This is a genomic window from Brevundimonas sp. KM4 (assembly GCF_000964075.1).
In the GTDB taxonomy this organism is placed as follows: domain Bacteria; phylum Pseudomonadota; class Alphaproteobacteria; order Caulobacterales; family Caulobacteraceae; genus Brevundimonas; species Brevundimonas huaxiensis.
The window spans coordinates 21,559-45,906 of the sequence record NZ_JZRG01000038.1 but is presented as its reverse complement, the minus strand read 5'-3'; the positions used below and the strand labels follow the sequence as shown (position 1 = coordinate 45,906).

Sequence of the window (24,348 nt, the reverse complement as noted above, 5' to 3'; positions counted from 1 at the left end):
GCGCCAAAGCGTTGCCTCAGCGACAGAAGCGCGTGTCGGTCGCCTCGAGGTGCAGGTGGTCGTAGTGGACGGCGTTGTAGTCGGGGCTGAGCGTCGTGCCGAAGATGCGGCAGGCGTCGTCGCGGATACGCTTCAGAAAGCGCGCTTCGGGCGTGTCGCCGCTCCAGTCCTTGGTCACGGTGATGCGCCGCCCGTCCCTCAGCCGCACCCCGGCGAAGTCCAGCGCCGCCGCCTGGGAATGGGCGCTGATGCGGTTCGAGCCCACACCGTTGTTCACGTTGCGACAGGCGTAGGCCCCCATGTGATCGATCTGCACGACGTCCGAGCCCAGGATTTCTCGCGCCGCCGGCTCGAGCGACTGACGACGCCAGATGCTCAGCGCCAGCGCGGTCTGGCAGGTCATCTCCACATCGCCCGGCGCCATGCGCGCCACCGTCCCCAGGTCGGCGCCCAGCACCCCGCCCTTGCTCAGCCCGCAGGTCGCGGTGTTCTGGCGATCCGGGACGGGGCTGAACCGCACGCGCGCGGCGTTCAACTCGGCCAGGCACCGGCCCAGATCGCCGCCTTCGCGCACGACCAGCGCCTGGGTCCCGCCGTCGATCATCCGATCCACCAGCCCCCCGACCAGCGGCGCCTCGGTGCGTGACGGATAGGGCGATGTCGGCCGCAGCGGCTCAGGGGGACGCCGCACGCAGCCGCTGAGGATCAGCAGGACGCCAAGGCCGATGAGAATGTGAGAGACGCGCGACACGGAGTGCATGGTCGCGACGCTTAGCTGATTCCCGCCGCCGCCGTGGTCACGAGGCGGAGAGCCGTCTATCGGCGCTCTTCGGACGCGCCATTTGCCCGGCAACGATCCGAGCAGAACCGCACCTGATCCCAGTCCCGCGCCCACTTTTTTCGCCAAGCGAAAGACAGGCCGCAGGCGGCGCAGCGCTTTTGCGGCAGGTCGGACTTGGCCGGCGCCGTACCGAGATTGACGTGTTTTCGGGCCATGTCGCCTGCCAAGAAAAAGGGCGGCCCGTCAGGGCCGCCCTTGATCGTATCAGCTGTCCAGGAAGGATCGCAGTTTGCGCGACCGCGACGGGTGCTTCAGCTTGCGCAGCGCCTTGGCCTCGATCTGACGGATGCGTTCGCGGGTCACCGAGAACTGCTGGCCGACTTCTTCCAGCGTGTGGTCCGTGTTCATGCCGATGCCGAACCGCATCCGCAGGACCCGCTCCTCGCGCGGCGTCAGCGACGCCAGCACGCGGGTCGTGGTCTCGCGCAGGTTCGACTGGATGGCCGCGTCGATCGGCAGGACGGCGTTCTTGTCCTCGATGAAGTCACCCAGGTGGCTGTCTTCCTCGTCCCCGATCGGGGTTTCCAGCGAGATCGGCTCCTTGGCGATCTTCAGGACCTTGCGCACCTTCTCCAGCGGCATGGCCAGCTTTTCCGCCAGCTCTTCCGGGGTCGGCTCGCGGCCGATCTCGTGCAGCATCTGGCGGCTGGTGCGAACGATCTTGTTGATCGTCTCGATCATGTGCACCGGAATGCGGATGGTGCGCGCCTGGTCGGCGATCGAGCGGGTGATCGCCTGACGGATCCACCATGTGGCGTAGGTCGAGAACTTGTAGCCGCGACGATACTCGAACTTATCGACCGCCTTCATCAGGCCGATGTTGCCCTCCTGGATCAGATCTAGGAACTGCAGGCCGCGGTTGGTGTATTTCTTGGCGATGGAGATCACGAGGCGCAGGTTGGCCTCGACCATTTCCTTCTTGGCCTGACGCGCTTCGCGTTCGCCCTTCTGCACCGTCTGGACGATGCGGCGATAGTCGTCGATCGGCAGACCGGCTTCCAGCGCCACGGCGGCGACGTCGGAACGGATGGTCGCGATCTGGCTGGCTTCGTTCTCGCTGAACTTGGTCCAGCGCACGCCCTGATCCTTGATCCGGTCGGTCCAGGTGGGGTCGAGCTCGGAGCCGAAGTAGGCCTTGAGGAACTCGGGCCGCGAAATGCCGTAGCTGTCGGCCAGGCGCAGAAGACGGCCTTCCAGACCGATCAGGCGCTTGTTGATCGCATAGAGCTGCTCGACCAGCGCCTCGATACGGTTGTTGTTCAGCTTCATGGTCTTCAGACGATCCGAGATGGACGTCGTCAGCGCCTGATAGGCCTTTTCATCCTTGGCGCTCAGCACCTCGCCCTTCAGACGGGTCTGTACCAGCTTGTCCTGCAGCTGGCGGAAGGCGCCGAAATCGGCGGCGATGGCGTTCAGAACCTCCATCACCCCGTCGCGCAGCTCGGCTTCCAGCGCCGAGATCGACATGCCGCCGCCGTCGTCGAAGTCGTCGTCGTCTTCGTCGTCAGATTCAGGCTTGTCTTCGGCGGCCGGCTTGTCCTCGGCCTCGTCTTCCTCTTCGCCTTCAGGCTGGGCGGCGCCCGGCAGGGACGAAGGGTTCAGCACGCCATAGGTGGCGTCCAGGTCGATGACCTCGCGCAACAGGATGCGGTTGTTTTCCAGCTCGTCGCGCCAGACCATAATGGCCTCGAAGGTCAGGGCGCTTTCGCACAGACCCGAGATCATGGCGTCGCGGCCGGCCTCGATCCGCTTGGCGATGGCGATTTCGCCCTCGCGGCTCAGCAGTTCGACCGAACCCATCTCGCGCAGATACATGCGCACGGGGTCGTCGGTGCGGTCATAGGCCGACTTGGCGGGCGTTTCGGCCACGGCGGTGCCGGCGGCGGCGGCGACGTCGGTGGACTGCTGCTCCTGCGCGTCCTCCTCGGCCTCCACGACGTTGACGCCCATTTCGGACAGCATCGCCAGGGTGTCTTCAATGGCGTCGGGCGTGACTTCTTCGGACGGCAGGACCTTGTTCAGCTCCTCCATCGTCACATAGCCGCGCGCCTTGGCCTGCTTGATGAACTTCTTGACGCCGGCGTCCGTCAGATCGAGCAGGGGCCCATCGGTCGAAACCTCGGTGTCCTGCGTCTCGGTCTGTGCGTTCATAGTCAGTCTGTCTCCAGCCGAGAGGGTGATCAGTCCGCCCCGGCGAAAAATACAATGCTTGGCGTGCCGTAAGGTTACGTGCCCGCGCTGTCTTCCCAAATCGTCCCGGCTTTGATCGCACGGCGAAGCGCATCCCGCTCGGCCTTCAGCCGGCGGAACGCCTCATCCTGCCCAGGCACATCACGTGCATGAGCCAAGGCGTCCTCCAACGCCGCTACGCGGGTTGAAGCGTCGAACGCCTGCGACCATCGGACCCTTGCCTCGGCGAGGGGCGCATTTGCGGCCAGGAATGGCGCGCCGGACTTTGCCGCCGCCTTCTCGACCTCGCGCACTAAGGCATCATGACCCGATTGCGCCAGATGGCGTCGCAGGGCGGCGGAGTCAAGCGGCGCGAGGTTCAATCGCTCCGCAACCAGTTTTCAACCCGCAGGCCGGGCACGCGCGAGAACTCGCGCTCATTGTCGGTGACGAGGATGCAGTCGAGTGCCAAGGCATGCGCGGCGATCAGCAGATCATTGCCGCCGATAGGCTGGCCACGCTTGTGTAAATCGGTGCGGATATCGCCGTAAACATGATCGGCAGGCGCATCCCATGCCTTGACGGCCAAGCCGGACAGCACCCTGTCCAACTGAGCGGCCAAGCGCACCGAGCCAGACTTGGCGACACCAAACCTCAACTAGCGACCGCAATCAGGCTGACGCAGATTTCGCCTGAGCCGACCATAGCCATACGCTGCCCGACTGGACCTAGCGGATCATACATCAGGTCCGACACCGCGTTGGTGTCCAGCATATATCCGCTCAAAGATCGACCGGCTCAGGTAGCGGATCATCGATCGGGTCGAGACGCTCGTCGATCGGCTCCATCGTCGCCAGCACTGCCAGCAGTCGTTCAACCGATCCCAAGCCAGTCCCGGCTTGTTCGATGATCAACCGCCCGCCTTCCTGACGAACCACCGCGTCGGTTGGGACTGACACGCCGCTGGGCAGATGGACGACCTGATGGTCGCCGTCTCGCGTGATCCTGACAGGTTGAGAACCATCCATAGTTTGATCCTAACCTATACCACGTCAACACCCAACGACTTGTCAGTGCAGGGTGGCCGTATCTGTCCAGATTTCGCCGCTGGATATGAAGCGGTCCAAGGCGTCACGTTGTCCCTTCAAACCAATGAACGCCTGGCTATCAAAGCTTTCCTCGGACTTCATTTCATTCATCGCTCGACTGAGCGCCATGGACTGAAGCAGAACATCCACTGCGCGGCTCAGTCCCGCTGCCGCAACTTCAAGCGATGCGGCGCTGTCCAAAAACGGGGCATGGGCTATTCCGGCAGTGCGGTCTATCCGCCTGAGGGTTTCCTCGTGTCCCATTGCCAACAATCGTGACCTCAGCAGGCCATTGCTCATCGCCTGCGCTTCATAGGTCAGCCTCACGAGATCACTGACCAAACGATCAAGGCCGACGTCGCCGAAGCTTTGAGTCGCTAATGTTTCGCCACGTTCATTGACCGTGTCAGGATGAGCGATCAGACCTTCCACAATGGCAGCCAAGACCGGACGAGGCGCACGCGCCAAGGTGATGGCGGCAGCGCGCGCCTCCGGCGTCACATCCATAATTGGAGCCATCGAACGTGCTTTTCGGTCCCTGTAAATGACCTTGTTCGCGGCTCTTTTTTCTTCAGGTGAGGGGCGAACCCGCTGATAAAAAGCGCCTACGAGAAAGTCTTTGTAGGTCCTAGCCAAGTCGGGATCGGCGATAGTCGCGGCTGCTTTACGTAGCCGAACCAGAAGCCCCGCCTCTTTCTCGGGTGTATCGAGAGCCCCAACCTCGGCCATCTCCCGATCGAGCAGCATTCGCGAAAACGGAGTGGTTACACTCATCGCTTCACGCAGCGCCGGCGCACCTTTCTCCCTCAGCATATCATCTGGATCTTGCCCGCCGGTCAGCGTCACAAACCGAAAGCTGCGTTCTGGTTTCAAGAGCGGCAAGGCGCGTTCGACGGCACGGAAAGCGGCTCTCTGGCCTGCCGGGTCGCCGTCAAAGCAGAGGATAGGTTCCGAACTGACCCGCCATAGCAAAGCCATCTGCTCCTCGGTCAGGGCCGTGCCCATCGGCGCCACGGCCGGCAGGCCCGCGCGCTGGCAGGCGATGACGTCCATATAGCCTTCGACCACGATGATGGCCTGGTCGTTCTTGGATTCCGCCCCCAAGATGCGCCGCGCCTCGGGCAGGCCGTAGAGGGTCGCGCCCTTGTGAAAGAGCGGGCTTTCCGGGCCGTTCAAATATTTGGCCCGGTCGTCGGGGTTCATGGCCCGACCGCCGAAGCTGACGATCCGGCCGCGCGCATCCAGGATCGGGAACATCAGCCGGTCGCGGAAGCGATCATAGGGCTGGCCGCCGCTTTCGGGCGAGATCAGCAGCCCGGCCTCGACCAGTTCGGCGGGCTTGGCGCCGCGCTGCACCAAGGCCTGCTTCAGCCCCTCGCGGTCGTTGGGCGCATAGCCCAGGCCGAACCGCTCCCACTGATCCTCGGGCAGACCGCGCTTGTCCAGGTATTCGCGCGCTGCCTTGCCCGGCGTGCGGCGCAGATTGGCGGCGAACCATTTCTGGGCCAGGTCCATCCAGTCCGACAGACCTGCGCGCTTCTGCTCGCGCTCGGCCTCCTTGGGGTCTTCGGCGGGAAGCTGCATCCCCGCCTCGCCGGCCAGGCGCTGCACCGCCTCGACGAAGCTGAGCCGCTCTGTTTCCTGCAGGAAGGAAATAATGTCGCCATGCTTGCCGGACGAGAAGTCGTGGAAGAAGCCCTTGTCGTCATTGACGAAGAAGGACGGCGACTTCTCCTTCGAGAAGGGCGACAGACCGACATATTCGCGACCCTGACGTTTCAGCTTCACCGTCCGCCCGATCACGTCGGACGGCCGAAGGCGGGCCTTCAGTTCATCAATGAATCTCTCGTCGAAACGCACCCGCGATCCTTAAGCCCTGCGGCCCTCAACGTCGATGGATGGGAAGACGATCAGGCGGCTCGTCCGGGCATCCCCCGATATCCGAACGAACCGCCGCATCGCAGTAGGCGCAAACCGCAGCGTCCCCCAACGCCTTGGCTAACGAAGTCCTAACGCCTCGCGGACCGGCATCTGAGGTCAGGACCGGCGTTCTGTCGAGAGGCGGGCGGCCTCGCCTTAGCGAATAGAGGCGAGACTGTGTCCTTTTCGTCGCGCGTCGTTCGCCTTACGGGCGACCGAAGGGGACGACCTTGTTGGCGGCGTCATGCCCGATATCGGCGCTGCCCAGAAACGGTATGCCCGAACGCAGGCACCAGTATCGAACGATTTCCTCCGGAGTCTGACCAAAGTCGGGATCGTTTGGCGTGATGTCAGAGACCCGTCCCAGGCGAATCCCGGCCACGCGACGGATGCTGGCCTGGTTGGTCAAGTGAAACATCATTCGGTCGATCCGGTAGGCGGCCTCGGACACCTCCTCCAACATCAGGACGTGGTCGGATAGATCGGGCTCAAGCGGCGTGCCGGTCAGTTCGTTCAGAATGGTCAGGTTAAAGGCGACGGCCGGGCGCGGATCGGTCGCCAGCGACGGCTCGATCCAGTCGGTGCGTCCCGTGGTCAGCCAGGACAGGGCGCCGCGCGCAGTCGCGTCGTCGCGCACCGAATCCGAAGACATCGGTCCGTGCGCCAGATGCTGGAATCCGGCCTTGTACATTCCGGCCAACAGGCTGCCGGCGTCGGAATATCCCATGTAGCGCTTCTTGCGGGCGACCGCGTCCAAGCGCGGGATCACCGCATCGGCGATGCGGCACGAGCCGTATCCGCCGCGGGCAAACCAGATGGCGTCGATGCGGGGATCGTTGGCGAACTCCACGAAGGCGTCCGCGCGCGCCCGGTCGTCGCCGGCGAAATGACCGTGCTTCAGGAAACAGGCGGGATGGAAGACGACGGCGACATCGCGGTCGGGATGGTTGTGCGCCATCCAGGCCTCGATCGTCTCGGCGCGCTCTTTCGAAAAGCGCGAACTGGCGCAAACGACGCCGATCTTGAAGCTGTTGGTTTCCACGTCCGTCTTCTTCGTCGTTTTTGCGATCCCCTACTGGCGGACCGGCCCGATCCCCTGTTCTAAGGGGGCATGAACCAAGACGCCTCCTATTTCTTCTGCGGCATCGGCGGGTCGGGCATGCTGCCCCTGGCCATGATCGTCCAGGCGCGCGGCGCCGTGATCGAAGGATCGGACCGCGCGCTGGACCAGGGCCGCACGCCCGAGAAGTTCGATTGGCTGCGCGCCCACGGCGTCACCCTGCACCCTCAGGACGGATCGGGCGTGACCCGCGCGGATCAGACCGTCATCGCCACCGGCGCCATCGAGGAGACGGTGCCCGACATCGGCGCGGCCAGGCGCGCCGGCGCAACCATCAAGACCCGGCCCGAGCTGCTCAGTGAACTCTTCAACGACGCCCCGACCTCGGTCGGGGTCGCGGGCACAAGCGGCAAGTCCACCATCACCGGCATGATCGCCTGGATCCTGCATCAGACGGGCCGCGAGCCGACCGTCATGAACGGGGCGGTGATGAAGAACTTCGCCGACGCCGACCATCCGTTCGCCAGCGCCCTGATCGGCGGGCCCGACGTGTTCGTGTCGGAGGTGGATGAAAGCGACGGCTCGATCGCCCGCTACGATCCGACGGTGGCGGTGGTGTCCAACATCTCGCTGGACCACAAGTCGATGGAGGAGTTGCGCGACCTGTTCGGCGGCTTCACCGCGCGGGCGACGACGGCCGTGTTGAACCTGAACAATCCCGAGACGGCGGCGCTGGCCCAGGAATTGGCCCAGACGCTGCCGGCTGGCAAGGCGATCACCTTCGGCCTGGGCGAAGAGAAGGCCGACCTGTCCGCCCATGATCTTCAGCCCCTGCCGACGGGCATGCGGTTCCGCCTGATCGAGCGCTGGAGCGAACACGACGTGATCCTGAACGTGCCCGGCGCGCACAATGTCGCCAACGCCCTGGCCGCGCTGGGTGCGACCCGGGCGCTGGGCGTGCCGACGGCCGAGGCGGTGAAGGCGCTGGAAACCTTCGCCGGCATCCGGCGACGGATGGAGGTCGTCGGGACGGCGGGCGACATCACCGTCATCGACGACTTCGCGCATAACCCGGACAAGATCGCCGCCACGCTGAAGACCCTACACGCCTTCGACGGCCGGCTGCTGATCCTGTTTCAGCCGCATGGGTTCGGCCCGCTGAAGCTGATGAAGTCGGAGTTCATCGACGGTTTCGCCGGCCTGATGCGCGAGGACGACGTGCTGCTGATGCCCGAGCCGGTCTATTACGGCGGCACCACCGACCGCAGCGTGGGATCGGAAGACATCGCCTCCGGCGTCCGCGCCGCCGGCCGTCAGGCTGATGCGCTGGCGACGCGCGCCGACTGCGGCGACCGGATCGTCGAGATCGCCAAGCCGGGCGACCGGATCATCGTCATGGGCGCGCGCGACGACACCCTGTCGACCTTCGCGGCGGAACTTTTGGGGCGTCTAGGCCTGTAGCACTGATCAGCAAAGACGGGGTTCAGTACACGTCGCGGCGGTAGCGGCCGTCTTCCAGCATGGTCAGCACCACGTCCGCCCCCAGCGCGCTTTCCAGCGCGGCATGCACGCCTTGCGACATGCCTTCCAGACTGCCGCAGACGTAGATCGCCGCGCCGCGCGCGACCCAATCGCGCAAGTCATCCGTCGCCGCCGCGACCAGGTCCTGCACATATCGTCCGTCGCCCGCATCGCGCGAGAAGCTCCGGTCCAGCCGCCGCAGCACGCCCGACGCCAGCCAGGCCTGCAACTCCGCATCGAAGAAGGCGTCATGCGCCTGGGTGCGTTCTCCGAACAGCAGCCAGGCCCCGCCCGCGTCGGTGCGCGCCTTCAAATGTGCGCGCAGACCCGCGATGCCCGTGCCGTTGCCAATCAGGATCATCGGCGTCTCGACCGCCGGGCCGTGGAAGCTGCGGTTGGTGCGCAGGCGCATTCCGACCTGATCGCCCCGCGCCAGATCCTGCGTCAGCCAGCCCGACGCCAGGCCCGGGGCGCCGTCGGGATGGCGCATCAGGCGGATCAGAAACTCGACCCGGCCATCCGACGGCAGGGAGGCGATGGAATATTCACGTGAACCCGGCGTGACGCCGTCACGCTCAGGCAGGCCGACCTCGGCGATGTCGCCGGCCGACCAGTCGGGCGCCGCGCCCACGGCCTCGAACGCCAGATGCCAGGCCTCGCCGCCGGGACTGCCCGGATTGACCAGGGTGCGTTCGACCAGCCGCCACGGGTCGTAGGCGGGCGGGGTCCAGTCGGGGGCCGTCACGCTGCCCGTGATCTGGTTCAACTGGTGCTGCCAGTGGCGAAGGGCGCCGGCCTCGCCGTTGTCGACCTCGACCATATCGAACAGGGGCTTGGCGCCGGCGCGTCGCAGCCAGCCGTCCACAGCGTGACCGAAGCCGCAGAACTGATCATAGCTGCGGTCGCCCAGCGCCAGAAGACCGAAACGGAGTTCCGACAGGTCGGTCGTCTCGCCCATGACCTTGCGCACGAACCGGGCCGCGCTGTCGGGCGGATCGCCCTCGCCCGTCGTCGAGACGATCAGCAATGCACGGTCCGTCGACTTGAGCGTCTGCACATCCAGATCGGCGAAGGACAGCACTCGCGCGCCCACGCCGCCATCGCCCAGAGACCGCGCCGTCATCCACGCCAGTTCCTCGGCGAAGCCCGTCTGGCTGGCGAAGGCGATTAGCAGCGGCCGGCCCTCGCCTGCGCCCGCCAGAGCATCAGACCGCGCACGGGCCGCCGCCTTGGCCCTGCGTTCACGCCAGAAGATGACGGCGATCAGGGTCAGCCAAAGCGCCAAGGCCCCGACCGCCCACAGCCAGCGCTGCGGATCGGCTGTCACCCCGGACGATCTCCGTCGTCGTCCATCAGGGCGGCGAAGGCCGGCGACATCCGCTCGACCGGCCCGCGCTCGGTACGCTCGACGAAATGGGCCATCAGGCCGACGGCCTCGGCATAGTCCGGTCCGTCGAACGGCCCCATGACGGTCAGGGCCGTGGCGTAGGCGTCGGCCATCATGGCGGAGGGGTGCAGGACGGTGACCGAACTCAGATTGTTGCTGACCGGACGACCGGTCGATCCGTCGATGGTGTGGGGATAAAGGCGCCCCTCATGGTGGAATGCGCGGCGATAGTCGCCGCTGGTCGCTACGGCCAGATCGAACAACGCCGCCACGGTGTGGGGCGCAGGCGAACCCTCGACCCGCTCGATCTCGACCCACCAGGGCTGGGCGTCCGGCTTGACGCCGCGTCCTTTCAACTCGCCGCCGATCTCGATCAGGTGCGAGGTCGCGCCCATGGCCATCAGGCGGTCGGACACGCGATCCACCGCATGACCCTTGGCGATGCCGGAGAAGTCCAGCTTCATCCCGCCCATCTGCATGACCGCCCGCGCATCGCCGTTCAGCCGCAGCTTCTGCCAACCCGACACGGCCGCAGCCGCCGCAATCTCGTCTTCGGACGGGACGGGCAGCAAGGCCGAACGCGGTCCTGGCGGGCCGAAGCCCCACATATCGACCAGGGCGCCCAGGGTCGGATCGACCGCGCCGTTGGTTTCGTCGCCCAGGGTCATCGCCGAATCCAGCAGATCCCAGAACGGCTGGGACACCGCCCAGACGCCGGCGGGCGCGGTGTTGAAGCGGCTGATCTCGCTGGACGGCTCCCACGGGCTGAACAGACCGACGACGGTCGCCAGTTCCTCTTCGATCGCGGACCGGATCTCGACCTCGCCCACGCCGGGCGGGGCGATGACGCGCGCGCTCCAGGTCGTGCCCATGGTCTGGCCGCCCAGCGCGCGGATCAGGTCGCTGGGCGGACGGGGCGGCGCGCCTTCGATCGTCGGCACGAGGACGCGGTTGTCGGCGCGGTCGCCCAGAGGGGCGGCGTCGCCGATGTTGACCGTGGGCGGGGCGGCGCGTGAACCGCGCGAGGGGGGAATGTCGGACATGGCCCTTCGCTTAGGGCAGGACTTCCATCGCCGCCACATAGCTGGCGTTGGAACCCAGCGTTTCGCCTTGGCCTTCGGTGCGGACCGAGGCGTTCAGCCAGTACATGCCCGCTTCCGGCCAGGTGATGGTGAAGGCGCCCTCGGCGTTCGTTTTGAGCGTCGATTCTTCGGGGTTGTCGCGGTAGCGCAGACCGCCGCGCGCCACGGTGACGTCGACGTTCGCCGCCGGCTGGCCGTTGTTCAGAAGTTTGAAGGTGGCGGGTTCGCCCACGACTAGGTCGTTCGGGTGGGTGACGGGAACCAGCTCAAGCCCCTCTCCGGTCGTCTTGAAGACGGTGTCGGTGGGGTTGTTCAGGGTGACGAAGGTCTCGATGCGGCTGGCGGTGCGGGTCGCCTGAACATTGGTCGCGCCCTCGGGCAGGCCCGCCGGATAGTCCGAGGCCGCGCCGCGCCAGCGCTTCTGTTCGCCGTTCAGGGTGTAGCTGGCCATCACGCCGTTCATGACGTTGGCGATCTTGTAGGTGCCGTTCTGGGTCAGATGGGCGTCGAAGGTCGAACGATAGCGGCCCTGCATGGCGTTCTCGGGCTGGACCGCCGAGCCGTCCGGCGCGGTGATGGTCAGGCCGGTCAGGCGCATGGCGGCGTGGTCGGGGTTGAACACCTGGTTCGACATGCCGGCGTCGAACCCGACCCAGGCGTCCGTGCCCGACAGGGTCGTGGCGGTGGGCGCCAGCCAGGCGCGGTGGGCCTGGGCGGCCATGGGGGCGGCCAGCGCTGCGGCCAGCGTCAGCAGGGCGATCGTCTTCTTCATGGTCATGATCCTCAGCGAGAGACGGCGACGCGCACGGCGCCCAGTTCGGTGGAGCCGGTTCCGGCGCCGGTGTTGGCCGCGCCCCAGCGGAAGGGCACGCGCACGACTTCGCGTCCGCCCAGTTCGCGGGCCGCCTCGACGACGATGTTGTACTGGCCGGGCTGAAGGTTGCGCAGGTGGGCGGCGGGTACGGTGACGGTCTGGCGACCCGGCGCGCGTGTGGCGCCGGATACGCCGTCGGCCGGCAGGCTCATGGCCCGGCCGCCCTTGCGCCACCAGGTGCGCAGATCCTTCAGCCAGTCCTTGCCGTCGCCTTCGTTATTGCGGGTCTGCTGATACCAGACAGCCAGGGTGCGTTCGGCCGATTGATCCGGCTTTTCGATCCACACCGCGACATAGGGGCGATGATAGGAGGCGGTGTTCAGGCGCGGAATCTCGACCGACACCGTCAGGTCGGCGGCCATGGCGGGCGCAGCGGCGGCGAGGCCGACGGTGGTGATGACGACGGGAAGCAGGCGCATCGGAAAACTCGTCAGTGAATGAAAATCAGGGCGATAACGACGGGGATCAGCAGGCCCAGCGCCGCCAGCGGCCAGGTCGAGGGCCGACCCTTGGCGTGCAGGACCATCAGACCCAGCCCCGTGACGGCGAAGATGACGCAGGCCGCCGCGAAGACGTCGATGTACCAGAACCAGACCACGCCGGCGTTGCGGCCCTTGTGCAGGTCGTTGAGGTAGGCGATCCAGCCGCGCGTCGTCTTCTCGTGCAGGGTCTCGCCGGTCGAACGGTCGATGGTGACCCAGCCGTCGCCGCCGGGCATGGCTAGGGCGACATAGACCTCTTGCGCCGTCGTCTCGGTCGGCTTGTCGGCGATCTCGACCTTTAGAGCCTCGGACGCCCAGCGGGCGACCGCGTCGGGAACGGGATCGGTCGTCTCCTGCGGGAATCTGGCCAGACGCTGCAACAGGGGCGCCGGCAAGGTCGCAGTCTGTTCGACCGTGACCGGATCGCCGGGGATCGAGGCCGCGTGGTTCAGTGTGATGCCGGTGACCGCGAACAGGATCATGCCGACCAGGCTGACAGCCGCAGAAATCCAGTGCCAGCTATGCAGCTGCTTCAGCCAGAACGAACGCGCGCCGTTCAGCGCCGCCTTGGGTTTGGGGCCCTTGGCTGCGGTTTCAGCCTGACGCTGTGTGGCGAGTTCGGTCACGGGGTCGCTGTGCCATTGTTGCGAACGGGTTGCAATAGCATTTAGCGACGTCGCGGAGCCTTGTCCGTCAGACTTCGGTCCAGCGCCGCAGGAGATTGTGATAGACGCCGGTCAGTTCGATCACCGCCTGATCCTTGGGCCCCTTTTCGGACGCTACGCGCTGGGTGGCGATATCCAAGCGGAACAGGGTCTCGCGATCGGCGTCGTCGCGCACGAGGCTCTGCATCCACATGAAGGACGACACCCGCGCCCCGCGCGTCACGGGCGTGACCCGGTGCAGGCTCTTGGACGGATAGAGGACCAGATCGCCAGCCGGCAGCTTGATCGCCTGCGCCCCGTACATCTCCTCGATGATCAGTTCGCCGCCATCGTAGTCCTCGGGTTCGGACAGAAACAGGGTCGCCGACAGATCGCTGCGAATGCGGATCGCCCCGCTAGTGCGGGACTGGCGGATGGCGTTGTCGACGTGCAGGCCGAACTGGTCCCCGCCTTCGTAACGGTTGAACAGAGGCGGAAAGATCGTGTGCGGCAGGGCCGCGGCCACAAACATCGGATTGGCGTTCAGCGCCTGGACGACCAGAGCCGAGACCTCCTTCGCCACATCCGACTCTTCGGGCAGTTGCAGGTTCTTTTTCGCCGTCGCCGATTGATGGCCCGAGGTGGCGTTGCCGTCCGCCCACGGCCCGGCGTCCAGCCGCGCCCGCAGAGCCGCGACCTCGGCCTTGGAGAAGACTTCCGGAATCTGCAACAGCACGGGCGTTCTCGCTGAAAGACGAAACGGCCCCGCGGGGGATCGCGGGGCCGTCAGACTAGGCCGGGGAAACGGCCTTTAGAAGCGCAGGTTCAGGGCCAGGATTGCCTGGCGACCTGCGGCCACGTCGGCGTGGTGGATACCGTTGGTGCGCATGATGTACTCCTCGTCCGTCGCATTCTTGACGTTCAGCTGAAGCGTCGCGCGATCCGTCAGATCATAGGCGGCGAAAGCGTCCACGCGGGTCCATTCGGGCGCATAGATGCGGTTACTCCCGCCGCCCGCGCCGCCCTGGTTCCCGCCCAGAGATTTGGACGTGTAGTAGACGCCGCCGCCGACCGTCAGCCGGGGCAGGACGCGATAGGTGGTGAACAGACTGGCGCTGTGCTTGGGCGTGTTGGCCAGCGGGTCACCTTCAAAGGCGCTGGGCCTGCACACCGGCGGCGTTACCGTGGCATCGACCGTGCAGGCGCCCTTCACCAGTTCGGAGTCCATGTAGATGTAGCCGCCGAATACGGTCCACTTCGGCGTGATACTGCCTGACACGCCCAACTCGAAGCCGTTGACCTCGACCTCGCCCTCCTGACGGAAGATGTTGGGCTGAACCAGGATCAGGGCGTTCTTGCGTGTGAGATGGAAGGCGGCCGCCGACAGGGCGAGACGGTCGTTCAAGACATTGGCCTTGGCGCCGATCTCGAAGCTTTCGGTGTCTTCCGGATCCAGAACCGTGTTGGCGACGCCATCAACCGTGCCCGTGCCGCCCGAGGCGTTCTGGTCGCCCGCCGAAATGGTCGGCGGCGTCGAAGACGTGGACCAGGACGCATAGACGCTGCTGTTCTGCGTCGGCTTGAACACCAGGCCGACCTGATAGTTGGTGAACTCCCAGGTCTGTTCCGGAACGGCCGTATAGCCCGTCGTGGTCCAGACGCCGGCCGACTGGGTCGCGGTCGCATTCACGCCCTTGACCGAATACTGGTCCCAGCGAACGCCCAGGTTCAGGATCAGTCGCTCGGTCAGGGTAATGCTGTCGTTCGCATAAACTCCGATGGCCTCGGTCGTGTTCGAACTGGTCGGGCCGCGGTTGATCACGCCGGTCCAGGCGTCGTCGGGGTTGGGATTATAGACCGGGGTGCAGTCGCCGGCGCCCAGGGTACTGGACGCAGTCGGATACGTTCCCGACACCGTGGTCAGACCCGTCGGACAGGCCGAGCCCGAAGTGGTGTAGGTCGAATAGGAGGCGTTCTTGTTGTGCTCGCGCGACAGCTCCACGCCGACGTCATAGCTGTGTTTGATCGAACCGGTGGCGAACTGGCCGAAGACATCCGTCACATTGGCCAGGGTGGTGACCGGGTTCCAGCGGGTCTTGGTGCCCCGCTTCATCCAGTAGGTCCCGTCCGCCGCGCGTCCGACATATCCGCCGTCGCCGGGATTGGTGACGATGTAGTCGTTCAGCGTCTGCGAATAGCGGCTGACGTTGCGGATCGTGGCGTAGTCGTTGAGGCGATGCTCGGCCTTGAAGGTGAAGGCGTCCACCTCATTGGTCAGGTAGTCGCGCGCCTTCAGCCCATAGAAGCTGTCATAGGGCACATCCAGAACGCCGCTGTCGGTCGTGCGTGACTGAATCTTGGTGAACAACGGAATGCCGTAATCCGGCATCTGATCGCTGGTCAGGTGATAGTAGCTGAAGACCATCGAGGACGGCGTGCCCAGACCGGCGCCCAGGCTGATGGCCGCACCCCATCTGTTGTAATCGACGGCGTCGCGGCCGCGCACGTCGCCCTGGGCGCCCATCAGATTGATGCGCAGGGCGGCGGTCTCGCCCAGCGGCAGGTTCGCATCGACCGTGCCGCGCAAATAGCCGTCGGTGCCCGCGCCCGCGCTGACATTGGTGAAGGCGTTCAGCTTGGGCGATTTGGAGGCCAGGTTGATGCTGCCGCCGCCCGAACCGCGTCCCGAATAAACGGCGTCCGGCCCCTTGATGACCTCGACCTGTTCCAGGTTGAAGACCTCGCGCTGCTGGCCGCCCGTGTCGCGAATGCCGTCCACGAAGATGTTGTTGCCCGACGACTGGCCCCGGATGAAGGGACGATCGGCCAGGGGCTGACCGCCCTCGCCTGCTCCGAAGGTGATGCCGGGGGAGTTGGACAGCAGGTCCTGCAAGGACGAGGCCGAGGTCTGTTCGATGATGGCCTGGGGGATGACCGTCACGGCGCGCGGGATATCCACCAGGGGCGCGACGAACTCGGGATTGACGGGCGCCGGCTTCTTGAACTGACCGTTGACGTCGATCGTGCCCAGATTGGCGGGCTGGGACTGGTCGGCCGTGACGACCACGCCGTCCTCGGCGATCACATCAGCGGCTATGGCGGGGGCGGCGACCAGCATGCCGGCGGCGCTGGAGGCGAACAGAAGCGAGCGGAGCGCGGCGGCGCGGGATTCGGACATACTCTTGCGACCTTTTGGTCTGATTTTGCGATGCGCTCGCAATAACCAGCTCCACAGGAAGGCACAAGACAATTGCGAACAAATCGCAATCTTAATTAGCCGACGGCGCTGATGCTCCTCTGAGGCGCCGACGTGTCGATATCCAACCAGGTCGGATCGGGCATGGCGCGGTGGGCGGCGGCCAAGGCTTCGGACCAGCGCCGACCCAGATCGCGGAAATAGGGATCGTCCGCCTCGATGCGCCGCGCCGTGCCCGTCAGCTGGTCGCGCGGCATGACGATCAGGTCCAGCGGCGGGCCGACGGCGATGTTCGAGCGGATGGTCGAATCGAACGAGATCAGCCCAAGCTTCACCGCCTCGGACAGGGAGGTGGAGCTGTGCAGGGCGCGATCCAGAATGGGCTTGCCGTATTTCAGCTCGCCGATCTGCAGATAGGGCGTATCGGGCCCGCACTCGATAAAGTTGCCCTGGCCGTAGATCAGATACAGCCCCATCTTGCCGCCGGCGATCTGACCGCCCAGCAGCATGGAGGCGGTGACGTTCAGCCCATCGGCGGTCGGCGTCGGCGGCGTATTGATGCTGGCGCGCACGCTGGCCATCGCATGACCCAGAAGCTGGGCGGCGCGGAAAAGGGTCGGGGCGGTCTGGAGGGTTTCAAGCTCGGTGGAGTCCGGCAGTTTGACCCCGGCTGCGACCATGGCCAGCGCCGTCTGGGTGACCGACAGATTGCCCGCCGTCGCGACCGCCAGGATCCGCTCGCCCGGCGACTGGTAGATGTGGAGTTTGCGATAGGACGAGATGTTGTCCACGCCCGCATTGGTGCGCGTGTCGGCGATCATCGCCAACCCGTCGTCCACCAGCATGCCTACGCAATAGGTCACTTCGCTCTATTCGCTCCCCGCGTTGCGAATCCCTGAACGCTAACAGATTCGCGCGTCATGCCTATCGGGGCCATCCACTGGATTGCAGTTGTTGCTGGCTCTGTTGCACCGGCCGCACATTCAGGGCGACGGTCAGTTGCTCCTGGCCGCCGCCATAGCTGGTGCCCCGGATCGGGGTGGCGCCGCGCGCGTCCAGGCCGACCGCGACCCGGACATAGTGTTCGGTCGGACAGATGCCGTTGGCGGGATCGAACCCGACCCAGCCCAGATCTTCGACCCAGGCCTCGGCCCAGGCATGGGCGGCGTCCTGATCGTGGCGTCCGTCCTGACGGCTGAGATGACCCGAGACATAGCGGGCCGGCACGCCCAGCAGGCGCGCGGCCGAGATGAAGATCTGCGAATGGTCCTGACAGACGCCGCGTTTCTGGGCGAAGGCGTCGGCGGCGGTGTGGGAGGCGGAGGTCGAGCCGACCTCGAACGCCACCGTATCCTTCAGCGCGCCCATCAACTGATGCATCCGATTGAGCGTCGGGCCCTCGGGGATGGAGCGGGCGAAATCCACGATCCCGGCGTCGGCCTTGGTCATCGGGGTTTCGCGCAGATAGACCAAGGGGGACAGCCGCTCGGCCTGGCCCTTCACGACGCCGCCCGTCTCGACGGTCGAGACCTCGCCGGTGACGCGGATGGTCAGGGCGTCGGTCGGCCGCTCGGTGTAGAGGCTGTGAACGATGTTGCCGAAGGCGTCCTCGCTGCGCCGCAGCCGGGCGTCCACATCGGTTTCGATCCGCCAGTCGCGGACCTGCTGGCTTTCGCACGACTTGGGCGTCAGGCGCAGCATCTGGACGATGAACCGCGCGGGCCTGGCGTAGGCGTAGCGGGTGGAGTGATCGATCCGGATCCGCATGGTCAGACCAGATACTGTTCGTGGATGGCCGCGGCCAGGGCGTTGTTCTCGTTCAGGAAGCTCTGGATGTATTCGTGCAGGCCGGACTGGAAGATGTCCTCGATCTTGGCCTCGTTGAACTGGCTGAGGCGATTGGAGGCCAGCCGTTGCGCCGGTCCGCGCCGGCCGTAATCGGTCGCCAGCTTCTCCAGATAGCTGACAATCATGCCTTGGCATGAGGCCAGCGAGCGCGGCATCTGGCGGTTCAGCACCAGCAAGTCCGCCACCAGCCAGGGCCGCACGCTTTCACGATAGACCCAGCGATAGGCGGTCAGGGCCGAAACCTCGCGCAGCAGGGTCGTCCACTGGAAATAGTCCAACTGCCCCCCGACCCGTTCGCCGGGCGGCAGAAGCAGGTGATATTTCACGTCCAGCAGACGCGCCGTATTGTCGGCCCTCTCGATCGCCATGCCCAGTCGCAGGAACCAGTAGGCGTCATTGCGCAGCATGGTCCGCGACGAGGCGCCTTCCACCGCCAGGGACGTCGATTTCACGAAGTCGAGGAAGTTGGTGAAGTCGTCGCGCTTAGTCGGCTCGCCCAGTTCGTTCAGGCCGTTCCAGGCGCCGTTGATCGCCTCCCACAGTTCGATGGTCAGGGCGGTGCGCACCGAGCGCGCATTGGTCCGCGCCTTGGTGATGCAGGCCTTGATCGAGGTCGGATTGTCGAAGCCGAAGGCCAGATATTCCCGCACGGACTTTTCCGACACGGTCCGACCGGTCGCGTCGAAGCCGGCCTTGACCCCCGACGAGGCGATGGCCCCGGCCCAGGCGGTGACGGCGGCCTGATCTTTCGCCGGCAGGGCAGCCAGACGGATCGCCGCCTCCAGAATGCGGGCGAGAAAGTCCGCCCGCTCCATGTAGCGGCCGGTCCAGTAGAGGCTGTCTGCGGTGCGTGAAAGCATCAGTTGTCCAGCACCCAGGTGTCCTTGGTTCCGCCGCCCTGGCTGGAGTTCACCACCAGCGACCCTTCCTTCAGCGCCACTCGCGTCAGGCCGCCGGGCGCGACGCGCACGCCGGCCGGGCTGGACAGGACGAACGGCCTGAGATCGACGTGGCGGGGCGACAGGGCGCCGCCGTTCAGCGTGGGGGCCGTCGACAGGCTCAGCGTCGGCTGGGCGATGAAGTCGTCGGGATCGGCGATCAGCTTGGCGCGGAAATCCTCGATCTCGGCCTTGGTCGAGGTCGGCCCGACCAGCATGCCGTAGCCGCCCGATCCGCCGACTTCCTTGACCACCAGTTCCGGCAGCTTATCCAGCACTTCCTTCAGGGCGTCCGGCTCGCGACAGCGCCAGGTCGGCACGTTCTGCAGGATGGCGTCCTCGCCCGTGAAGAAGCGGATGATCTCGGGCATGTAGGTATAGACGGCCTTGTCGTCGGCCACGCCCGTGCCGACCGCATTAGCCAGGGTCACGCGCCCGGCGAAATAGGCCGACATCAGCCCCGGCACCCCGATTGTGGAGTTTGGCATGAAGGTCAGGGGATCGAGGAAGTCGTCATCGATGCGGCGATAGATGACGTCGACGCGCTTGGGCCCTTCTGTCGTGCGCATGAAGACCGTGTCGTCATTGACGAACAGGTCCGTGCCCTGAACCAGCTCGACGCCCAGCTTATCGGCCAGGAAGCTATGCTCGTAGTAGGCCGAGTTGAAGGGGCCGGGCGTCAGCACGACGATCGTCGGATCCGCCCCTGCACCCGCCGGCGCCGAAGCCTGCAGCGAGCGCAGCAGCATGTCGGTGTAGATCTCGACGGGACGCACGGCGTGTTCCGCGAACAGGTCGGGGAACAGCCGCATCATCATCTCGCGGTTCTCCAGCATATAGGAGACGCCCGACGGCGTGCGGCAGTTGTCTTCGAGAACATAGAAGCCGTCCTCGCCCGTGCGCACCAGATCAACGCCCGAGATATGGCACCAGACGTCGCCCGGTGGACGACGCCCCTGCATCTCCGGCCGATAATGCGGATTGGTCAGGATCAGATCGGCCGGGACGATGCCCGCCTTGATGCAGTCCTGCGGTCCATAGATGTCTTTCAGGAAGGCGTTGATGGCGGTGACCCGCTGCTTCAGCCCCTTTTCCAGACCACCCCATTCGTCCGCGCCGATGATGCGCGGCACGACATCGAAAGGGATCAGCCGTTCATTGGATTCCTCGTCGCCGTAGACGGCGAAGGTCACGCCCATGCGGCGGAAGAACAGCTCCGCCTGGCGCGAGCGCGCTTGCAGCAAATCGGCCGGCGCGTTTTCCAGCCACGCCGCCAGCGTCTTGTAGCTGTCGCGGATCGCACCCGATCCGCCGCCATTCATTTCGTCGAAAGCTCTCGTCATCCGCCCCCGCCGCGTTGAAGTCGCAGCTTGAACGGTCACGAACGTAAAGCGCAACAGTTTTGTTGCACTGCGGCGACGCCTTATCCGACGGCCACCGCCTTCATCGACACCGCCGGATCGGCCAGCTTGTCCATGTCCACAGGCGTCGCCTTGGCGATCAACTGCTTGCCGGCCATGAACTCGGGCGGCGCGTTGACGGCCTCGACGCAGACGATGCGGTCGCCGTTCAGATGGAAGACCGCAAAGCCCGACGCCGTCGGGTCGCCGCGCACCACCTGTCGGTCGGCGTCAAACGGCAGGCCGGCGATCTGAAGTTTGACGTCATACTGGTCAGACCAGAACCACGGCACTTCGGGCGTGGGTCCGGCCCGTCCGACGATGGCCGCGGCCGCCTGTTTGGCCTGCTCCAGGGCGTTGGGCACGCTTTCCAGCCGATGATGCACGCCGCCGTGGACCGGAATGGGTCGTCGGGTCATGTCGCCGATGGCGAAGATCGCCGGGTCGCTGGTGCGCGCCTCAGCGTCCACCACCAAGCCGTCGTCGCAGGTCAGGCCGGCCGATCGCGCCAGGGCGTCGCAAGCCAGGGCGCCGACCCCCACCAACACCGCATCCGCCGACACCACCGATCCGTCGGCCAGGCTCACGCCGTCGCGGGCCACAGCGACTACCTCAGCGTCGGTCAGGATTTCGACGCCGTGCGCCCGGTGCTGCGCCGTGAAGAAGGTCGATAAGGTCTCGGACGCCACCCGGGCCAAAACGCGCGGCGCGCGCTCGATCACCACCGCCTCGGCGCCCAGGGCCCGCGCCGACGCCGCCGCCTCCAGCCCCACATAGCCGCCGCCGACGACCGCCAGACGCTTGCCGGGCCCGAGGACAGCCTTCAGTCGCTCGGCGTCCTTCATCGTGCGGAGTTCCAGCAGATCGGGATGGTCCCCGCCCGGAACCGGCAGCTTGCGCGCCGTCGATCCGGTCGCCAGCACGAGAATGTCGTAGGTTTCCGACGACCCGTCGTGGAAGGCTACCGTCTTCGCTGCCGGATCCACCGACACGGCGACCGTCGAGGGTCGGAAGTCGATGTTCTGCTCGGCGTAGAAACTCAGAGGCCGCAGCAGCAGCGCCTCCAGATCCGCCTCTCCTTTGAGCCAAGCCTTGGACAGCGGCGGCCGCTGATACGGCGGCGCATCCTCCTCGCCCGCCAGCACGATGGGGCCTTCATGCCCATACTGCCGCAGGAAGGCCGCGACGGAGCCGCCGGCGTGTCCGGCGCCGATGATGAGAACCTTGGTCATGGGACGCATTTAGAGTGGCGAGTGGCGAGTGACGAGTGGCGAGCAAGCGACGGATGCCCAGATTTTATCGCCACTCATCACGCGCCACTCGCCACTCGCCACTAGACATCCCCTTGACCGTTCCACCGTTACAGCATAGTGGAACGCGCATGACGACCCCGCCCGCCCGTGACGACCTGCATGACGCCCTGCTGTCGATGCAGACGCGCGCCGAGATCGACGCCTTTCTGGCCGATCTTTGCACGCCTGCGGAACTGCGCGCCTTCTCCGAGCGCTGGCAGGTGGCGCGCCTGCTCGACGCCGGCGGCAAATCCTATCGCGAGATCGCCGCAGAGGCCCATGCCAGCCCCACCACCGTCGTTCGCGTCGCCCGCTATCTGAAAGACATGCCGCATCAGGGCTATCGCCTCGCCCTGGACCGCCTGAAGACCAAGAACTGAGTATCCGAACATGAGCACCGTGCAGGGCCGGCTTCGCATCGCCGTCCAGAAATCCGGCCGTCTGGCCGACCGCAGCCTCGACCTGATCCGCGACGCGGGCCTGAAATGGGTCAAGGGTCACAACGACTTGCTGTACCGGGTCGAGAACTATCCGATCGACCTGCTGCGCGTCCGCGACGACGACATCCCCACCTTCGTGGCGGACGGCGTGTGCGATCTGGGCATCGTCGGCGAGAATGTGCTGGAGGAAGGCCGCAACGGCGGACCGAACGCCTCGGTCGTCATGCCGCTGGGCTTTGGTCGCTGCACGCTCAAGATCGCCACGCCTCCGACGCTGGCCTATGACGGTCCGGCCTCGCTCGACGGTCTGCGTATCGCCACCTCTTACCCGAAGATCCTGCGCCGCTTCCTCGACGAACGCGGGGTCAAGGCCGACATTGTGGTCATGCGCGGGGCCGTCGAGGTCGCGCCCCGGCTTAAGCTGGCCGCCGCCATCTGCGACCTGGTCTCGACCGGCGCGACGCTGGAGGCCAACGGCCTGGGGGCCAAGGATACGGTTCTGGAAAGCCAGGCCGTGCTGATCCAGTCGCCCGTCGCGCCCGAGCCCGCGCTGCAGCAGTTGTTGGACAGCGTCATCGAGCGGATGGCGGGCGTGGTGTCCTCGCAAGGCGCAAAATACGTCATGCTGAACGCCCCGCGCTCGGCGCTGGACGAGATCACCGCCATCCTGCCCGGCGCAGGCTCGCCCACCGTCATGCCCTTGATGGGTCGCGACGATGCGGTCGCCGTCCACGCCGTCTGTCAGGAGGCGGTCTTCTGGGAAACGCTTGAAAAGCTGAAGGCCGCCGGCGCCTCGGCCATCCTGGTCCTGCCGATCGAGAAGATGATGTGATGAAACGCATCGACTGGTCTTCCCTCGATGCGGCCGGCAAGACGGCCGCCCTGGCCCGCCCGGCCCAACGCACCGCCGGCGACGTGACCGAGGTGGTGCGCGCCATCCTGGACGACGTGCGCCAGCGCGGCGGCGAGGCCGTAACCGACTGGTGCCTGAAGCTGGACAAGGCGCCGCCCCGTCGCATCGCCATCACGCCCGAGACTGTGGCCGAGGCGCGCAACGCCCTGCCGCCCGGCGACGTGCGCGCCCTGCGCATGGCGGCCGACAATGTGCGGGTCTTCCACCAGGCGACCCGGCCCGAGGACACCCCCTTTGTCGAGACGACGCCCGGCGTGCGGTCCAAACTGGCCTGGCGTCCCATCGCCTCGGCCGGCCTCTACATTCCCGGCGGCACCGCGCCGCTGTTTTCTTCGCTGCTGATGCTGGCCATTCCGGCCGGCGTCGCGGGCGTGGGCCAGCGCGTCGCCGTCACGCCGCCGAACAAGGAGGGCGGCATCCACCCCGCCATGATCCTGGCCGCCGCAGAGGCGGAGCTGGACGCCATCTGGCTGATGGGCGGGGCCCAGGCCATCGCCGCCCTGACCTTCGGCGTCGAACTGGAGGACGGGATTATCCCGGCCTGCGACAAGCTGTTCGGCCCCGGCAACGCCTATGTGGCCGAGGCCAAGAAACAGGCGAGCGCCCTGCCGGGCGGTCCCGCCGTCGACATGCCGGCCGGGCCGTCGGAGTTGATGGTCATCGTCGATCGCGACGCCGCGCCCGAGATCGCCGCCGCCGACCTGCTCAGCCAGGCCGAACACGATGCGGATGCGCAGGTTCTGCTGGTCTCCACCAGCCGCGCCACCATCGACTACATCCTCAGCGAGGTTGAGGTTCAGGTCGCAACCCTGCCTCGCGAAGCCATCGCCCGCGCTTCTCTGAACGAGGCCCGCGCCATCCTGGTCCGCGACCTCGACGCCGCCGCAGAAGTCGCCAACCTCTATGGTCCCGAACACCTGGCGATCCAGATCGACGATCCCGAGCCGCTGGTCGATTCGATCAAGGCCGCCGGGGCCGTCTTCGTCGGCCGGTTCGCCGCCGAGACGCTGGGTGACTATGCCGCCGGTCCCAGCCACGTCCTGCCGACCGACGGCGGCGCCCGCACGCTCGGCGGCGTCACCACCGCCAGCTTCATGACGACCATGTCGGTCCAGCTGGTGACCGAGGCCGGCGCCCGTCAGCTGGCCCCCATCGCCGCCCGTCTGGCCCGGATGGAGGGCCTGGAAGCCCACGCCCGCGCCGCCGACCTGAGGGCCGAAGGATGAGCGTCGTCAGAGAGGGTTCAGTGAAAA

Annotated in this window: 24 protein-coding genes; 4 read left to right on the top strand and 20 right to left on the bottom strand. The window is 66.2% G+C overall.

From position 1 onward, the window contains the following. Positions 1 to 16 precede the first annotated feature (16 nt). The 8 genes from VH88_RS14620 to VH88_RS14590 form a co-directional block, all read right to left on the bottom strand. Positions 17 to 760: an extensin family protein gene (locus VH88_RS14620; protein ID WP_045811893.1), complete on the bottom strand. Its 744-nt coding sequence runs from the start codon at positions 758 to 760 to the stop codon at positions 17 to 19. A gap of 56 nt (positions 761 to 816) precedes the next feature. After that, a complete protein-coding gene (locus VH88_RS15840) occupies positions 817 to 996 on the bottom strand; it encodes a DUF2256 domain-containing protein (RefSeq protein ID WP_082064531.1) in 180 nt (59 codons plus the stop codon). A 49-nt stretch (positions 997 to 1,045) separates the two neighbouring features. Further along, positions 1,046 to 2,992 (bottom strand): RNA polymerase sigma factor RpoD, encoded by a 1,947-nt coding sequence (rpoD, locus tag VH88_RS14615; protein WP_045811892.1) that lies wholly within the window; start codon positions 2,990 to 2,992, stop codon positions 1,046 to 1,048. Positions 2,993 to 3,066: 74 nt separating this feature from the next. Next, the gene (locus VH88_RS14610) at positions 3,067 to 3,393 is read right to left on the bottom strand and encodes a hypothetical protein (protein WP_038293555.1); all 327 of its coding nucleotides are present in this window, start codon (positions 3,391 to 3,393) and stop codon (positions 3,067 to 3,069) included. Then, positions 3,390 to 3,638, bottom strand: coding sequence for a PIN domain-containing protein (locus VH88_RS16320; protein ID WP_369796295.1), 249 nt, complete (start codon positions 3,636 to 3,638; stop codon positions 3,390 to 3,392). Before VH88_RS16320 ends, VH88_RS14610 begins: the two co-directional genes overlap by 4 nt. A gap of 154 nt (positions 3,639 to 3,792) precedes the next feature. Beyond that, entirely contained in the window at positions 3,793 to 4,038 is a 246-nt protein-coding gene (locus VH88_RS14600; protein WP_017504423.1) for a hypothetical protein, read from the bottom strand. A 42-nt stretch (positions 4,039 to 4,080) separates the two neighbouring features. After that, positions 4,081 to 5,958 carry a DNA primase gene (gene dnaG / locus VH88_RS14595; protein WP_017504422.1) on the bottom strand — a complete coding sequence of 626 codons (1,878 nt, stop codon included), beginning with the start codon at positions 5,956 to 5,958 and terminating at the stop codon, positions 4,081 to 4,083. 265 nt (positions 5,959 to 6,223) lie between these two features. After that, the gene (locus VH88_RS14590; protein WP_017504421.1) at positions 6,224 to 7,060 is read right to left on the bottom strand and encodes an LD-carboxypeptidase; all 837 of its coding nucleotides are present in this window, start codon (positions 7,058 to 7,060) and stop codon (positions 6,224 to 6,226) included. A 69-nt stretch (positions 7,061 to 7,129) separates the two neighbouring features. Between VH88_RS14590 and murC the strand changes: the two genes are divergently transcribed. Continuing rightward, on the top strand, positions 7,130 to 8,539 hold the full coding sequence (murC, locus tag VH88_RS14585; RefSeq protein WP_045811891.1) for a UDP-N-acetylmuramate--L-alanine ligase: 1,410 nt from the start codon (positions 7,130 to 7,132) through the stop codon (positions 8,537 to 8,539). 22 nt (positions 8,540 to 8,561) lie between these two features. Here the strand turns inward: murC and VH88_RS14580 are convergent, their stop codons facing one another. The 12 genes from VH88_RS14580 to VH88_RS14525 form a co-directional block, all read right to left on the bottom strand. Continuing rightward, a complete protein-coding gene (locus VH88_RS14580) occupies positions 8,562 to 9,926 on the bottom strand; it encodes a sulfite reductase subunit alpha (RefSeq protein WP_045811890.1) in 1,365 nt (454 codons plus the stop codon). Beyond that, a complete protein-coding gene (locus tag VH88_RS14575; protein WP_082064530.1) occupies positions 9,923 to 11,029 on the bottom strand; it encodes an FAD:protein FMN transferase in 1,107 nt (368 codons plus the stop codon). Before VH88_RS14575 ends, VH88_RS14580 begins: the two co-directional genes overlap by 4 nt. Positions 11,030 to 11,039: 10 nt before the next feature. Beyond that, on the bottom strand, positions 11,040 to 11,840 hold the full coding sequence (locus VH88_RS14570) for a DUF4198 domain-containing protein (protein WP_045811916.1): 801 nt from the start codon (positions 11,838 to 11,840) through the stop codon (positions 11,040 to 11,042). A gap of 11 nt (positions 11,841 to 11,851) precedes the next feature. Then, positions 11,852 to 12,361: a DUF2271 domain-containing protein gene (locus VH88_RS14565; protein WP_045811889.1), complete on the bottom strand. Its 510-nt coding sequence runs from the start codon at positions 12,359 to 12,361 to the stop codon at positions 11,852 to 11,854. 11 nt (positions 12,362 to 12,372) lie between these two features. Next, positions 12,373 to 13,050 carry a PepSY-associated TM helix domain-containing protein gene (locus tag VH88_RS14560; RefSeq protein ID WP_082064529.1) on the bottom strand — a complete coding sequence of 226 codons (678 nt, stop codon included), beginning with the start codon at positions 13,048 to 13,050 and terminating at the stop codon, positions 12,373 to 12,375. Positions 13,051 to 13,117: 67 nt separating this feature from the next. Then, positions 13,118 to 13,804 (bottom strand): Fe2+-dependent dioxygenase, encoded by a 687-nt coding sequence (locus VH88_RS14555; protein ID WP_045811888.1) that lies wholly within the window; start codon positions 13,802 to 13,804, stop codon positions 13,118 to 13,120. Positions 13,805 to 13,879: 75 nt separating this feature from the next. Then, a complete protein-coding gene (locus VH88_RS14550) occupies positions 13,880 to 16,246 on the bottom strand; it encodes a TonB-dependent siderophore receptor (protein ID WP_045811887.1) in 2,367 nt (788 codons plus the stop codon). Positions 16,247 to 16,341: 95 nt separating this feature from the next. Beyond that, the gene (locus VH88_RS14545) at positions 16,342 to 17,127 is read right to left on the bottom strand and encodes a peptidase (RefSeq protein ID WP_045811886.1); all 786 of its coding nucleotides are present in this window, start codon (positions 17,125 to 17,127) and stop codon (positions 16,342 to 16,344) included. Between the two features lie 61 nt (positions 17,128 to 17,188). Next, positions 17,189 to 18,031 carry a transglutaminase family protein gene (locus tag VH88_RS14540; RefSeq protein WP_045811885.1) on the bottom strand — a complete coding sequence of 281 codons (843 nt, stop codon included), beginning with the start codon at positions 18,029 to 18,031 and terminating at the stop codon, positions 17,189 to 17,191. A gap of 2 nt (positions 18,032 to 18,033) precedes the next feature. Continuing rightward, positions 18,034 to 18,972 (bottom strand): alpha-E domain-containing protein, encoded by a 939-nt coding sequence (locus VH88_RS14535; RefSeq protein ID WP_045811884.1) that lies wholly within the window; start codon positions 18,970 to 18,972, stop codon positions 18,034 to 18,036. Further along, entirely contained in the window at positions 18,972 to 20,393 is a 1,422-nt protein-coding gene (locus tag VH88_RS14530) for a circularly permuted type 2 ATP-grasp protein (protein WP_017504409.1), read from the bottom strand. The genes VH88_RS14535 and VH88_RS14530 overlap by 1 nt, the downstream gene beginning before the upstream one ends. Before the next feature lie 80 nt (positions 20,394 to 20,473). Then, entirely contained in the window at positions 20,474 to 21,682 is a 1,209-nt protein-coding gene (locus tag VH88_RS14525; protein ID WP_082064528.1) for an NAD(P)/FAD-dependent oxidoreductase, read from the bottom strand. Positions 21,683 to 21,831: 149 nt separating this feature from the next. On the opposite strand from VH88_RS14525, the gene VH88_RS14520 reads away from it, so the two are divergent. From VH88_RS14520 to hisD, 3 genes are read left to right on the top strand one after another with little or no spacing between them, the layout of a single operon-like run. Beyond that, a complete protein-coding gene (locus VH88_RS14520; RefSeq protein WP_045811882.1) occupies positions 21,832 to 22,122 on the top strand; it encodes a YerC/YecD family TrpR-related protein in 291 nt (96 codons plus the stop codon). Positions 22,123 to 22,132: 10 nt separating this feature from the next. Then, a complete protein-coding gene (gene hisG, locus VH88_RS14515; RefSeq protein ID WP_045811881.1) occupies positions 22,133 to 23,014 on the top strand; it encodes an ATP phosphoribosyltransferase in 882 nt (293 codons plus the stop codon). After that, positions 23,014 to 24,321, top strand: coding sequence for a histidinol dehydrogenase (gene hisD, locus VH88_RS14510; RefSeq protein ID WP_045811880.1), 1,308 nt, complete (start codon positions 23,014 to 23,016; stop codon positions 24,319 to 24,321). Before hisG ends, hisD begins: the two co-directional genes overlap by 1 nt. Positions 24,322 to 24,348: the final 27 nt, after the last annotated feature.